The sequence below is a fragment of the Rhodobacter maritimus genome, assembly GCF_058747975.1.
Window position 1 is genome coordinate 1,025,893 of the sequence record NZ_CM179095.1, and the last position, 13,251, is coordinate 1,039,143.

The window sequence follows — 13,251 nt, forward strand, 5'->3', positions numbered from 1 at the left end:
TCATCCATGCCGCGATCAGGCAGGTTGCCCCGATGACCAAGCTGCGCCCCGAATTCTGGAAACTGCCGCTGCGCGCGCTGACCCCGCCGGAATGGGAGGCGCTGTGCGATGGTTGTGGCAAGTGCTGCCTGAACAAGCTGGAATACGAGGATACCGGAGAGGTCGCCTTCACCCGCGTCGCCTGCCGCCTTCTGGACGGCGAAAGCTGCCGCTGCATGCAATACGACACCCGCCACCAGTTCGTGCCCGAATGCGTGCGCCTGACCCCCAAGAGCATTGCCGACATCGCCTACTGGATGCCGGCGACCTGCGCCTACCGCCTGCGCTTCGAGGGCAAGCCGCTGGAAGACTGGCACTATCTCATCTCGGGGGACCGGAACTCGATCCACGAGGCGGGCGTTTCGGTGCGCGGCTGGACGGTGCCCGAATTCGAGGTGCCCGAGGAGGAGTGGGAAGATTATATCATCGAGGATCTGTCATGAATTTCGCATCCGACAACACTTCCGGCGCGGCGCCGCAGATCATCGAGGCGGTGCTTGAGGCCAATCGCGGTCATGCCTCGTCCTACGGGGCCTGCCCCCTGACGCAGCGCGTGGGCGACATGCTGCGCGAGATTTTCGAGGCCCCGCAGGCGGCCGTTTACCTCGTGCCCACCGGAACGGCGGCGAATGCGCTGTCCTGCGCGGTGCTGACGCCGCCCTGGGGGGCGATCTTCTGCCACCGCAACGCCCATATCGAAGAGGACGAATGCGGCGCGCCCGAGTTCTTTACCGGCGGCTCGAAACTGGTGCTGGTGGATGGCGGGCATGCGAAGATGGCGCCCGAGGCGCTTTCACGGGCAATCTCGCATACCGCGCGGGCCGGGGTGCATAACGTGCAGCGCGGCATGGTGTCGATCACCAACGCGACCGAGGCCGGCACGATCTACCGCCCCCAAGAGGTGCGCGCGCTGTGCGAGGTTGCGCGCGGCTTCGGCCTGCCGGTCCACATGGACGGCGCGCGCTTTGCCAACGCGCTTGTCACCGCCGGGTGCAGCCCGGCCGAGATGACGTGGAAGGCCGGGGTGGACGTGCTGTCCTTCGGCGGCACCAAGAACGGCTGCATGGGGGTCGAGGCGGTGATCCTGTTCGATCCCGCCCGCGCATGGGAATTCGAGCTGCGGCGCAAGCGGGCGGGCCATCTTCTGTCGAAGCACCGCTATCTTGCCGCCCAGATGGAGGCCTATTTGCGCGACGGGCTGTGGCTGAAGCTTGCGCGCCACGCCAACGAGGCCGCCGCCCGCCTGTCGGAACGGATCGCCACCCTGCCGGGTGCGGGGCTTGTGCACCCGACCGAGGCGAATGCCGTTTTCGCCCGTTTCCCGCGCCGGGCGCATCGCAACGTGATGGCCCGGGGGGCGCAATATTACCTCTGGCCTTTCGACCAGCCGCTCGAGGGCGACCCGGAAGAGGCGCTTGCCGCGCGGCTGGTCTGTTCGTGGTGCACCGCGCAGGAAGAGATCGACGATTTCCTGGCGGCGCTTGACGGCTAGGCGCGCTCCAGGTTCAGCGCGATCAGCTCGGCCACCTGCCGGACATGCGTCATCGGCGCCATGTGCCCGGCACCGGGAATGCGCGCGGTTCCGACATCGGCCAGCCGCGCGGCCAGGGCGGCGTTGATGCGATGCACGATCGCGGGGCTGTCGGCGCCCTCGATCAGCATGACCGGCGCGTCGATCGCCTCGAGCCCGCCGGGGCGCAGCACCTGCCCGGCATCGTCGAAGGTGGCCGCCCCCGCCGCTTCGACCAGCACCATGCGCTCGGCCATTGCCGCCTGTTGCGCGGGCGACAGCCGGTCCCATGGCGCGGCGCCCCAGCGGGCGACGAACCGGGCCGCGGCCCCCGCCGGGTCCAGCCCGCGCAGACGCGCGCGCTCTTCGTCCTCGGCCGCGCCTTCGGGGGTGCCGCGCGCGGCCGCGAAAAGGACCGGTTCGATCAGCGTCAGGCTGCGCACGGCCTCGGGGGCGGCGACGGCAAGGCGCAGGGCCACCGTCGCGCCGAAGCTGTGCCCGATCAGGTCGACCGGACGCGAGACGAAGCTGGCCAGGATCTGGGTTGCCAGCTTCTGGTAATCCTCGCCCCCGTCATAGGGGCCGCTTCGGCCATGGCCCGGCAGGTCGAAGGCCGTCAGGGAAAGCTGGGGAAGCGCGGCCGCGATGGCCGTCCAGTAGCTTGCGCTTGCCAGCATGCAATGCACGGCAAGCGCGGGGCGCGGCCCGTTGCCCCAGCGATGCCAGTGCGCCTCGTGCCCGGCCCGGATATCCTGCGCCATCAAAGGCTTCCCAGATGATGGTCGAGCATGTCGAGCCGGTCCTGCCCCCAGAACCGCTGATCGGTTTCGCGCACGATATAGAAGGGCGCGCCAAAGACCCCGCGCTCTACCGCCTCTTCAAGGTTGCGCGCATAGGTTTCCGCGCCGACAAACAGGCCCGAGCTGACAAGCCCGCCGTCAAAGCCGTTCGCCTCAAGGCATGCGCGGATCACGTCATCCTCGGCGATGTTGCGCTCTTCGGCCCAGCAGGCGCGCAGGACGGCGTGGCACAGCCCGCCCAGATCGCCCCCGCCGCCTTCCCCGAAAGCCTTTTGCGCCGCGATGATCGCGTAAGAGGCGGGCGCGGCATTGGCCGGGAAGAAGGCCGGTTGCAGGGTGATCGGCATCCCCAGACGCTCTGCCCATCTGGGCAGTTCCTGCATGCGATAGGCGGTGCGGCTGGGATGGCGCTCGGCCGGGCGCTTGCCGCCGGTGCGGTCGAACAGCGCCAGCACGTCCACCGGCCGGTAATGGACCGTCGCGCCGTGGCGCGCCGCGATTTCCTCCATCCGAAGGCCCGCCAGATAGCACCAGGGCGAGATCGTGGAGAAAAAATAGTCGATATGCGCCATTCGATGTCCTTTCACGCGCGCGTGACGTTTGCGGGCAGGCTAGCCGGGTGCTAAGGCAGGCGCAATCTTCCCGAATCCGCCGGGCATGCCCGGCGCATGTGCCAAGGATGCCCAGGATGCCCGCCATGACCGAACCGAAGCTTATCTCCGGCAACGCAAACCGCCCGCTTGCCGGCTCGATCGCGCGGCGCATGTCGATGCATCGCGGCATGAGCGTGGGCCTTGTCGAGGCGCGCGTTGAACGGTTCAACGATCAGGAGATCTTCGTCGAGGTCTACGAGAACGTCCGCGGCGAGGACATGTATATCATCCAGTCCACCTCGAACCCGGCCAATGACAACCTGATGGAACTGCTGATCATGACCGATGCGCTGAAACGCTCGTCGGCGGATCGCATCACCGCGGTGATCCCCTATTTCGGCTATGCCCGGCAGGACCGCCGCGCCAAGGCGCGCACGCCGATTTCGGCCAAGCTGGTGGCCAACCTGCTGACCGAGGCGGGCGTGGACCGGATCCTGACGCTGGACCTGCATGCCGCGCAGATCCAGGGCTTTTTCGACATCCCGGTGGACAACCTCTATGCCAGCCCCGTCTTCGCGCTGGATATCCTGCACCATTTCAAGGGGCAGCTTGACGACGTGATGGTGATCTCGCCCGATGTGGGCGGGGTGGCGCGCGCGCGCGAGCTGGCCAAACGGATCAGCGCGCCGCTGGCCATCGTGGACAAGCGCCGCGAAAAGGCGGGGGAGGTTGCCGGCATGACGGTGATCGGCGACGTGTCGGGCAAGAAATGCATCATCGTCGACGATATCTGCGACACGGCCGGTACGCTGTGCAAGGCGGCCGAAGTGCTGATGGAGGCGGGCGCGACCGAGGTGCACGCCTATATCACCCATGGCGTGCTGTCGGGCCCCGCGGTCGAGCGTGTGACCAATTCGGTCATGAAGTCGCTCGTCATCACCGACTCGATCGAGCCGACCGACAAGGTCAAGGCCGCCCGCAACATCCGCATCGTGCCGACCGCCCCGATGTTTGCCCAGGCGATCCTTAATACCTGGTCCGGCACCTCGGTCTCTTCGCTTTTCGAGACCGACACCCTGGTTCCGATCTACGAAGGTTTCTACTCGCAGGGCTGAGGCGGATGCGCGCGGCGCGGCAGTTGCTGCTTCGGGCCGGGGCGTTTCTTCTGGCCTGCCTGATGCCCGTGCCCGCGATGGCGGCCGATTGCGTGGTGCTGCTGCACGGGCTTGCGCGCAGCGCACAAAGCCTGAGCGTGATCGAAGAGGTGCTGAAGCGCCGTGGCCTGCGCGTGATCAATGCCGGTTATCCCTCGACCAAAGAACCGCTGGAGGTGCTGGTCGGACATGTCGGGCAGGCGGTCGAGGCCTGCGGCAGCGCGCCGGTGGATGTGATCACGCATTCGATGGGCGGCATCCTGTTGCAGCTTTGGGCCGCGCAGGAGGACAGCGCGCGCCGGATCGCGCGCGCGGTTATGCTGGCGCCGCCCAATGGCGGTTCGGAAATCGTGGATGCCTTTGGCGATCAGGCCTGGTTTGCCTGGATGAACGGCCCGGCGGGGCTGCGACTTGGCACCGATGCCGAGGGCGTGGCGGCAAGCCTGCCGCGCCCGGAGTTCGAATTCGCGGTGATCGCGGGCAGCGACAGCCTGAACCCGGTAACCTCGATGCTGATTCCGGGGGCGGATGACGGCAAGGTCTCGGTCGCGCATACGAAGGCGCCGGGGATGGCCGCGCATCTGGTGCTGCCCGTCACCCATACCTGGATGATGAACGATCCGCGCGTGATCCGGCAGGCGCTTGCCTTCCTGCAAGAGGGCGCCTTTGCCCCGCCCGCCACATGGGGCAAAGCCTTTGCAGAGCTGATGCGGGGCGCGCCGGCGCGCTGAGCGGCCTCAGAGTACGCGGTTCACATGGCCCATCTTGCGCCCGGCCTTAACCTCGGCCTTGCCGTAAAGATGGATCGCGCAGTTCTTCTCGCGCGCAAGCTGCGGCACCTGCGCCACGTCTTCGCCGATCAGGTTCGTCATCTCCACATCGGCAAAGCGCGATCCGTCGCCAAGCGGCCAGCCCGCAACGGCGCGGATATGCTGCTCGAACTGGTCGACGGTGCAGCCCTGCTGCGTCCAGTGCCCCGAATTGTGCACGCGGGGCGCGATCTCGTTGACCAGAAGGCCCTGCGGCGTGACGAACAGCTCCACCCCCATCACGCCGACATAATCGAGCGCGTTGAGGATGCGTGCGGCGATCAGCACCGCGTCGCTGCGCAGCGCGGGCGGGATGCGCGCGGGCACCGTCGTGGTATGCAGGATGCCGTCGCGGTGCACGTTCTCGCCGGGGTCGAAGCAGGCCACCGCGCCATCGGCCCCGCGCGCCGCGATGACCGAAATCTCGCGGCTGAACTCGACGAACCCTTCCAGCACCGCCGGCGCGCCCTGCATCGCGGCCAGGGCGGCGGGCGCGTCGGCCGGGGTGATGATCCGCGCCTGCCCCTTGCCGTCATAGCCAAGCCGCGTGGTCTTGAGGATCGCGGGCATGCCGATCTGCCCAAGCGCGGCCTCGAGGCTGGCGGCATCGCGCACCTCCGCCCAGGGGGCGGTGGCAAGGCCGATCTCGTTGAGAAATCCTTTCTCGGTGATCCGGTCCTGGCTGACGGCAAGCGCGCGGCGGCCGGGGCGGATCTGGCGGGTCGCCTCCAGGATGTCGAGGGCGGCGGTGGGGATGTTCTCGAATTCGTAGGTGATGACATCGACCGAGGCGGCGAACTCGGCAAGCGCCACCTCGTCGTCATAGCCGGCGGTTGTCACGCGCTCGGCCACATGGCCGGCGGGCGGGTTCGCGCCGGGTTCGTAGATATGCGTGCGCAGCCCCAGCCGGGCCGCCGCGACCGACAGCATCCGCCCCAGCTGCCCGCCGCCAAGAATGCCGATCACCGCCCCGGTGCGCAGAGCCTCAGGCATCGGAGGGCTCATCGGGGATCGAGGCCGACAGCGCCGCGCGCCAGGCATCAAGCCGCGCGGCAAGCGCCGGATCGCCGATCGCCAGGATCCCGGCGGCCATCAGCCCGGCATTGGCCGCGCCCGCCGCCCCGATCGCCATGGTGGCCACCGGATAGCCCTTGGGCATCTGGACGATGGAATACAGGCTGTCCACCCCGGAAAGGGCGCGCGTCTGGACCGGCACCCCGATCACCGGCACCCGCGTCTTCGAGGCCATCATGCCGGGCAGATGGGCCGCGCCGCCCGCACCCGCGATGATGACATGCAGCCCGCGTCCGGCCGCGGCCTTGCCATATTCCCACAGCCGGTCGGGCGTGCGATGCGCCGAGACGATCTTGGCCTCATAGGCCACGCCAAGCTCATCGAGGATTTCTGCTGCCTCGCGCATCGTGGGCCAGTCCGACTGGCTGCCCATGATGATTCCAACCTTCACGCCCATTGCGGCCCCTTGCGTCACTTTGCGCGCACTATAGCCACGGGGCGGCGCGGTGCAATGCTTGCCCGTCAGGCGATGATGTCGGGGGTCAGCTGGTCTTCCAGCCGCGCGATCCTGTCCTTGAGCGCGAGCTTTTGCTTTTTCAGCCGCACAAGGGACAACTGGTCGCCGCGCCCGCCTTCGGCGAGGGCGTGAATGGCGGCATCGAGATCGCGATGCTCGCGCCGCAGCACTTCCAGCTTCACGCGAAGCACCTCTTCGGGGTTCATCTCGATATAGGCATTCATGTCCGGTTTCCGGCTGGCTGATCTGACCCTTGCCGCGCATCGGGCGCATCAGGACTGAGTCGCGTGCAGGGTGTGACCGATAATATAGCAATTTCCACGCATTGCGGCATGAAAATCTGTGTGCGTCGGAACGGTGCCGGCCCTTGCGGTGGGGCGCCGCGCTGCCCATATTCATTGCAGGGCCGCCGATGACCGGGGCCAGACGATACGCAATGTCGCTTGTTGAAGGGCTTGCAGATGACAAAACCGAGCTTTGGAGCACATCCGCACCTGCTGGGCTTCGACCAGTTGGAGCGGCTTGTGGAACGGACCGCGAAAAGCGGGTCGGATGCCTATCCGCCTTACAATATCGAACAATCCGGCCCCGATGCGTTTCGCATCTCGCTTGCGGTTGCGGGGTTTTCGGATGCCGATCTGACGATCACCATGGAGAACCGCGCCCTCGTGATCCGCTGCCGCCAGGCCGAGGATGCGGCGGAACGGGTGTTCCTGCACCGCGGGATCGCGGCGCGGGCCTTCCAGCGCAGTTTTGTGCTGGCCGAGGGGATTGAGGTGACGGGGGCAGCGCTGTCCAACGGGCTTTTGCATATCGACCTGCAACGGGCAGAGCCCGAACCGGTCGTGCAGACCATCCCGATCCGGCGGCGTTAGGTTGATGAAGGAGATGTGCGATGGATACGAAATACGATTTCGGCACGCCCGAGGCTGGTGAACGGATCGTCTATGTCCGCCCCGTGGCGGTGGCCGATCTGCCCGAAGAGATCCGCTCGCAGGCGATGGGGCTGAACACGCTTTACGCGCTGCACGATGCCAGCGGCGAAAGGCTTGCGCTGGTGAAGGACCGCTGGATGGCCTTCGCCCTGGCGCGCGAGAACGACATGGCGGCGGTGAACGTGCACTAGGCCGCAGGCCCGCCACATGATCCGCAAAAGGAAAACGCCGCCCCCGTGAGGGCGGCGTTTCGCATTCCGGGTGCGGGGGCCGCGATCAGGCCCGGATCAGCCCCATCGATTCCAGCTTCAGCACGACCTGATGGGCGCAGTGATCGACATCGACATTCTCGGTATCGACCACGAGTTCGGCCTGGACCGGCGCCTCATAGGGGTCCGAGATGCCGGTGAACTCTTTGATCTTGCCCTCGCGCGCCAGCTTGTAAAGGCCCTTGCGGTCGCGGCGTTCGCATTCCTCAAGGCTGGTGGCCACATGGACTTCGACGAAGGCGCCATATTGCTCGATCATCTCGCGCACGGCCCGGCGGGTCGCGGTATAGGGCGCGATCGGTGCGCAAAGCGCGATGCCGCCGTTCTTGGTGATCTCGGAGGCGACATAGCCGATGCGCTTGATGTTGATGTCGCGGTGCTCCTTTGAGAAGCCCAGCTCCGAGGACAGATGCTTGCGCACCACATCGCCATCAAGCAGCGTCACCGGGCGGCCGCCCATCTCCATCAGCTTGACCATGAGCGCGTTGGCGATGGTCGACTTGCCCGACCCCGACAGGCCCGTGAAGAACACGGTAAAGCCCTGCTGGGCGCGCGGCGGGCTGGTGCGGCGCAGTTCCGTCACCACCTCGGGGAAGCTGAACCATTCGGGGATCTCAAGGCCTTCGCGCAGGCGGCGGCGCAGTTCGGTGCCCGAAATATCCAGCACGGTGCAGCCCTCGGGCACCTCATTGGCGGGATAATATTGCGCCTTTTCCTGCACGTAGACCATGTGCTTGAAGTCCACCATCTCGATGCCGATCTCTTCGGCGTGTTTCGAGAACAGCTCTTGCGCGTCATAGGGGCCGTAGAAATCCTGGCCCTGGCTGTTCTTGCCCGGTCCGGCATGGTCGCGCCCCACGATCATGTGGGTGCAGCCGTGATTGCGCCGGATCAGGCCGTGCCAGACGGCCTCGCGCGGGCCGGCCATGCGCATGGCAAGGTTCAGCAGGCTCATCGTCGTGGTGGACGAGGGGTATTTGTCCAGCACCGCCTCGTAGCAGCGCACGCGGGTGAAATGGTCCACGTCGCCGGGTTTCGTCATGCCGACCACGGGATGGATCAGCAGGTTGGCCTGCGCCTCGCGCGCGGCGCGGAAGGTCAGCTCCTGATGCGCGCGGTGCAGCGGGTTGCGGGTCTGGAAGGCCACGACCTTGCGCCAGCCCAGTTTGCGGAAATAGGCGCGAAGTTCGTTGGGCGTGTCGCGGCGGGCCTTGAAGTCATAGTGCACGGGTTGCTGGATGCCGGTGACCGGGCCACCCAGATAGATCTTGCCTGCGGTGTTGTGCAGATAGTTCACCGCAGGATGGGCCAGATCGTCCGCACCAAAGACCTTTTCGGCCTCGTGCGCCTTGTTCGGTTCCCATTTGTCGGTGACCGACAGGATCGCAAGGATCACGCCTTCCTGATCGCGCAGCGCGATGTCCTGGCCGGGCTCGATCGTTTCGGCGAAGGCCTCGGAGACATCAAGCGTGATCGGCATCGGCCAGAGCGACCCGTCGGACAGATGCATCGTGTCCACGACGCTGTCGTAATCGGCCTGCGACAGGAACCCCTTGAGCGGGTAGAAACCGCCGTTCATCAGAAGTTCCAGATCGCAGATCTGGCGCTGCGTCAGATCCCAGGAGGGCAGATCGCCGGCCTCGGCCTTGAGCTTCTGCGCGGATTCATACGAGACGTAAAGCTCGGGGATCGGGGCAAGATTGGGGAGGGACATCGTTCGACCTGCGTTTTCTGCCAAGAACATGACGCGGCCACGATGCCGCGCTTGCGCGGGGGCTTAGCCCGTGAATGCGGCCGGATTCAAGCGAAACAAGGGATTTTACAGCAAAGAAGGCGGTTATGCCCGGATGCTGCGCCGCGGCGGTAATTCATTCCTTGCCCGGCGGATTGCGCAGGCCGGATGTTTTCCGGCCCGCCCGATAGATGGGGGAACGGTTCCGGGCCTAGGCCTCGGCGGCAAGGAAGTGCTCGGCGTCAAGGGCTGCCATGCACCCCATGCCCGCGCTGGTCACGGCCTGGCGGTAGGTGTCGTCGGTCAGATCGCCGGCGGCGAAGACGCCCGGCACCGAGGTGCGGGTCGAGCCCGGTTCGACCTTCACATAACCGCCCTCGTGCAGATCGAGCTTGCCCTTTACCAGTTCGGAAGCCGGGGAGTGGCCGATCGCCACGAAGAACCCGTCGCAGGGCACCACGGTCTCGGCGCCGGTGGTAACGTCGCGGGTGCGCACGCCGGTCACGCCAAGTGGTTCCGTGTTGCCCAGAACCTCCTCGACGGTGTGGTTCCACAGGATCTCGACCTTGGGGTTCTTGAACAGGCGGTCCTGCATGATCTTTTCCGCGCGCAGGCTGTCGCGGCGGTGCACCAGCGTCACCTTGGTGGCGAAATTGGTCAGGAAAAGCGCCTCTTCCACGGCGGTGTTGCCGCCGCCGATCACCACGACCTCCTTGCCGCGGTAGAAAAAGCCGTCGCAGGTCGCGCAGGCCGAAACGCCGAAGCCCTTGAACTTCTCTTCCGAGGGCAGGCCAAGCCATTTCGCCTGCGCGCCGGTGGCAAGGATCACCGCATCGGCGACATAGGTGTTGCCCGAATCGCCCGTGGCGGTGAACGGCCGTTGCGACAGGTCGAGATCGCTGATGTGATCGCCGATGATCTCGGTGCCCATGGCGCGGGCGTGCTCTTCCATCTTCACCATCAGGTCGGGCCCCTGGACATGGGTTTCGCCCGGCCAGTTCTCGACCTCGGTGGTGATGGTGAGCTGTCCGCCGGGCTGGATGCCCTGCACGAGGATGGGCGAAAGCATGGCGCGCGCGGCATAGACCGCCGCGGTATAGCCCGCAGGCCCCGAGCCGATGATAAGCACCCTGGTCTTCTTCGTGTCCGACATGTCCCGCCCCTTGCTGGTGTTCGATCCGTCCGCATATAGGCCTTGGGGCAGGGCGCGAAAAGCCCCGTATCGTCGCATGCCCGCGCGGCGCCGGTTCGTTTCCGCGACGACCCGTTCAGCGAAACAATATTGCGCATCCTTCAGGTCGCGGATAAGTTCCGGCAAAATTTCGGAGGACACCATGGCCAACACCAAGCTTGACGAGATCGACCGGAAGATCCTGGCCGAGCTTCAGGCCGATGGCCGCATGACGAATGTGGAACTTGCCAAGCGTGTTGGGATTTCCGCGCCGCCCTGTCTGCGCCGGGTGCGGACGCTGGAAGAGGCGGGCTATATCCGGGGCTACCATGCCGATGTCAATCCGCGCGAGCTGGGCTTCGAGGTGCAGGTGTTCGCCATGGTGCGCCTGCACAGCCAGGCCGAGACGGATCTTTCGGCCTTCGAGGCGCGCTGCCGCGCCTGGCCGCTTGTGCGCGAATGCCACATGCTGAACGGCGAGATCGACTTCGTGCTGAAATGCGTGGCGCCCGATCTGTCCACCTTCCAGAGCTTCCTGACAGGCGAGCTGACCGCGGCGGCCAATGTGGCCAGCGTCAAGACCTCGCTGGTGATCCGCTGTGCCAAGGATGAGCCGGGTGTGCCCTTCGACGTGCTGGAAGACCGGCTGGCGAAGCTGGCCTGAGAGGGCCCGGGCAGGGGGCTGTCTGCCCCCTCTGGGCTGCGCCCATTCACCCCCGAGGATATTTGCGGCGAAGATGAAGGTCAGATCTCGCTTGCGAAGATCCGGTCGATCATTGCTTGGCCGGCGCGCGCATCTTCGAGCGTCCAGGGGTAGGGGGTGCCGTCGCGGATCGTGCGGACGGCGTTTTCGACCTGAAGGATGTATTGGTTCACCATCGGGTAGCGGATCACTTGGGTCGGCTTGCCCGGGCGTTCGAGATGCAGTTCGGCCTCGCGGAAGGTGCCGGCGTTGAACGGGGTAAGGACGCGGATTAGGCCGGCATCGCCCTGGAAGGTGGCCTCCTGGCGCGGCGCGAGGCGGGTGGAGGTCATCGCGCCATAGGTGAAGGTTCCCTTTGGGCCCTCCATTTCGCCGATGATCTGGGCGAAGGTGTCGACGCCGTTTTCGCGGTGGATGGAGGCGTGCATCTGCCGCGGTTCGGCCCGGGCGGCAAAGCGCACGGAAGAGCAGGCATAGACGCCGATATCGGGAAGCGCGCCGCCGCCGGTATCGGGGCGGTTGCGGATATTCGCGGGGTCGGGGTTGTTGAAGCTGAAGGCGACATCGGCGTGGCGCAGGGTGCCGATCGCGCCGTCGTCAAGCAAGGTCCGGACCTGGTGCCATTGCGGATGGTGGACGATCATATAGGCTTCGGCCGCGAAAAGGCCGGTCTTGTCGCGCAGGGTGATCAGCGGGTCGATCTCGGCTGCGCCGAGGGCCAGCGGCTTTTCGCACAGCACATGCTTGCCCGCCGCGAGGGCCTTCATCGTCCATTCGACATGGAGCGTGTTGGGAAGCGGGATATAGACAGCCTCGACCGCCGGGTCGTCCAGCAGGGCGGCGTAGCTGTCATGCACCACGAGATCGGGGCAGAAGGCGCGAAACGGCCCGGCCTTTTCGGCATGTGGGGTGGCAAGTGCGTAAAGGCGCGCCCCGGTTGCGGCATGGAGCGCAGGCCCCATATGCCGCAACGCGAAATTCGCAGCCCCGAGGATCCCCCAGTTCACCGGTCCCATGGTCTTCCCCCGTCGCCTCCCCCGTATCAGGCAAGAAGCCTAGCGGGGGTGCCTTGCGGTTTCAATGCGGCGCCGGGGCTCAGGACGGGATGGTCATGCCCTTGTCGCGGGCCAGGATCCGCATCCTGTCCTGAAGCTTTTCGAAGGCACGCACCTCGATCTGGCGGATCCTTTCGCGCGACACCTCGTATTGCGTGGACAGCTCTTCCAGCGTGACGGGGTCGTCGCGCAGGCGGCGCTGCATCAGGATGTCCTTCTCGCGCTCGTTGAGCACGTCCATCGCGGCCACGAGCATGGCGCGGCGGATCTCCAACTCGTCGGATTCGGCGTAGGCCTCGGCCTGGTCGGCATCCTCGTCCTCGAGCCAGTCCTGCCATTGCGTGGCGCCATCGCCATCGGCCGCCCCGACCTGCGCATTGAGCGAGGCATCGCCCCCCGACAGGCGGCGGTTCATCGAGATGACCTCATCCTCGGTGACGTTCAGGTCATGCGCGATCTGGGCCACGTTCTCGGGCCGCAGGTCGCCCTCTTCCAGCGCGCCGATCTTGGATTTCGCCTTGCGCAGGTTGAAGAACAGCTTCTTCTGCGCCGAGGTGGTGCCCAGTTTCACCAGGCTCCAGGAACGCAGGATATATTCCTGGATGGCGGCGCGGATCCACCACATCGCATAGGTGGCCAGACGGAACCCCTTTTCGGGGTCGAAGCGCTTGACCGCCTGCATCAGGCCCACATTCGCCTCGGAGATCACTTCGGCCTGCGGCAGGCCATAGCCGCGATAGCCCATGGCGATCTTGGCCGCCAGCCGCAGATGCGAGGTGACAAGCTTGTGCGCGGACTCCGAATCCTGATGGTCGACCCACGCCTTGGCCAGCATGTATTCCTCTTCCGGTTCCAGAAGCGGGAACTTCCGGATTTCCTGCAGGTAGCGGTTCAACCCCTGTTCGGGGCTGGGGGCCGGAAGATTGGCGTAACTGGTCATGGATTCTCCT

At 66.0% G+C, this 13,251-nt stretch carries 16 protein-coding genes; 7 read left to right on the forward strand and 9 right to left on the reverse strand.

Annotation, left to right across the window (positions count from 1 at the left end):
• Positions 1-32 precede the first annotated feature (32 nt).
• Both AC4PTO_RS05180 and AC4PTO_RS05185 read left to right on the forward strand, forming a co-directional pair.
• Complete coding sequence (locus tag AC4PTO_RS05180) at positions 33-482, forward strand: YcgN family cysteine cluster protein (protein ID WP_492732545.1); 450 nt, start codon at positions 33-35, stop codon at positions 480-482.
• Entirely contained in the window at positions 479-1,531 is a 1,053-nt protein-coding gene (locus AC4PTO_RS05185) for a threonine aldolase family protein (protein WP_492732547.1), read from the forward strand. Before AC4PTO_RS05180 ends, AC4PTO_RS05185 begins: the two co-directional genes overlap by 4 nt.
• Here the strand turns inward: AC4PTO_RS05185 and AC4PTO_RS05190 are convergent.
• Entirely contained in the window at positions 1,528-2,310 is a 783-nt protein-coding gene (locus AC4PTO_RS05190) for an alpha/beta fold hydrolase (RefSeq protein ID WP_492732549.1), read from the reverse strand. The genes AC4PTO_RS05185 and AC4PTO_RS05190 overlap by 4 nt on opposite strands.
• On the reverse strand, positions 2,310-2,921 hold the full coding sequence (locus AC4PTO_RS05195; protein WP_492732552.1) for a 2-hydroxychromene-2-carboxylate isomerase: 612 nt from the start codon (positions 2,919-2,921) through the stop codon (positions 2,310-2,312). The genes AC4PTO_RS05190 and AC4PTO_RS05195 overlap by 1 nt, the downstream gene beginning before the upstream one ends.
• Before the next feature lie 116 nt (positions 2,922-3,037).
• On the opposite strand from AC4PTO_RS05195, the gene AC4PTO_RS05200 reads away from it, so the two are divergent.
• Both AC4PTO_RS05200 and AC4PTO_RS05205 read left to right on the forward strand, forming a co-directional pair.
• The gene (locus tag AC4PTO_RS05200) at positions 3,038-4,057 is read left to right on the forward strand and encodes a ribose-phosphate pyrophosphokinase (protein WP_492732553.1); all 1,020 of its coding nucleotides are present in this window, start codon (positions 3,038-3,040) and stop codon (positions 4,055-4,057) included.
• A gap of 5 nt (positions 4,058-4,062) precedes the next feature.
• Positions 4,063-4,827: an alpha/beta hydrolase gene (locus AC4PTO_RS05205; protein ID WP_492732555.1), complete on the forward strand. Its 765-nt coding sequence runs from the start codon at positions 4,063-4,065 to the stop codon at positions 4,825-4,827.
• Between the two features lie 6 nt (positions 4,828-4,833).
• Here AC4PTO_RS05205 and AC4PTO_RS05210 read toward each other — a convergent pair whose 3' ends face one another.
• From AC4PTO_RS05210 to AC4PTO_RS05220, 3 genes are all read right to left on the reverse strand, one after another.
• The gene (locus tag AC4PTO_RS05210) at positions 4,834-5,898 is read right to left on the reverse strand and encodes a 5-(carboxyamino)imidazole ribonucleotide synthase (protein WP_492732557.1); all 1,065 of its coding nucleotides are present in this window, start codon (positions 5,896-5,898) and stop codon (positions 4,834-4,836) included.
• Positions 5,891-6,376 (reverse strand): 5-(carboxyamino)imidazole ribonucleotide mutase, encoded by a 486-nt coding sequence (gene purE, locus AC4PTO_RS05215; RefSeq protein ID WP_492732559.1) that lies wholly within the window; start codon positions 6,374-6,376, stop codon positions 5,891-5,893. Before purE ends, AC4PTO_RS05210 begins: the two co-directional genes overlap by 8 nt.
• Before the next feature lie 65 nt (positions 6,377-6,441).
• Positions 6,442-6,660 carry a YdcH family protein gene (locus tag AC4PTO_RS05220; protein ID WP_492732561.1) on the reverse strand — a complete coding sequence of 73 codons (219 nt, stop codon included), beginning with the start codon at positions 6,658-6,660 and terminating at the stop codon, positions 6,442-6,444.
• 237 nt (positions 6,661-6,897) lie between these two features.
• Here AC4PTO_RS05220 and AC4PTO_RS05225 point away from each other — a divergent pair, with 237 nt between their 5' ends.
• On the forward strand, positions 6,898-7,311 hold the full coding sequence (locus AC4PTO_RS05225; protein WP_492732564.1) for an Hsp20 family protein: 414 nt from the start codon (positions 6,898-6,900) through the stop codon (positions 7,309-7,311).
• A gap of 20 nt (positions 7,312-7,331) precedes the next feature.
• Positions 7,332-7,562: a DUF1150 family protein gene (locus tag AC4PTO_RS05230; protein ID WP_492732566.1), complete on the forward strand. Its 231-nt coding sequence runs from the start codon at positions 7,332-7,334 to the stop codon at positions 7,560-7,562.
• Positions 7,563-7,647: 85 nt separating this feature from the next.
• On the opposite strand, the gene AC4PTO_RS05235 is transcribed toward AC4PTO_RS05230, so the two are convergent.
• Both AC4PTO_RS05235 and trxB read right to left on the reverse strand, forming a co-directional pair.
• Positions 7,648-9,354 (reverse strand): bifunctional sulfate adenylyltransferase/adenylylsulfate kinase, encoded by a 1,707-nt coding sequence (locus tag AC4PTO_RS05235; protein WP_492732568.1) that lies wholly within the window; start codon positions 9,352-9,354, stop codon positions 7,648-7,650.
• Between the two features lie 229 nt (positions 9,355-9,583).
• Entirely contained in the window at positions 9,584-10,525 is a 942-nt protein-coding gene (gene trxB, locus AC4PTO_RS05240) for a thioredoxin-disulfide reductase (protein WP_492732570.1), read from the reverse strand.
• Positions 10,526-10,706: 181 nt separating this feature from the next.
• Here trxB and AC4PTO_RS05245 point away from each other — a divergent pair, with 181 nt between their 5' ends.
• Entirely contained in the window at positions 10,707-11,207 is a 501-nt protein-coding gene (locus AC4PTO_RS05245; protein WP_492732572.1) for an Lrp/AsnC family transcriptional regulator, read from the forward strand.
• 80 nt (positions 11,208-11,287) lie between these two features.
• Here AC4PTO_RS05245 and AC4PTO_RS05250 read toward each other — a convergent pair whose 3' ends face one another.
• Entirely contained in the window at positions 11,288-12,262 is a 975-nt protein-coding gene (locus AC4PTO_RS05250; RefSeq protein WP_492732574.1) for a Gfo/Idh/MocA family protein, read from the reverse strand.
• A gap of 79 nt (positions 12,263-12,341) precedes the next feature.
• The gene (gene rpoH / locus AC4PTO_RS05255) at positions 12,342-13,241 is read right to left on the reverse strand and encodes an RNA polymerase sigma factor RpoH (protein ID WP_492732575.1); all 900 of its coding nucleotides are present in this window, start codon (positions 13,239-13,241) and stop codon (positions 12,342-12,344) included.
• Between the last annotated feature and the right edge of the window lie 10 nt (positions 13,242-13,251).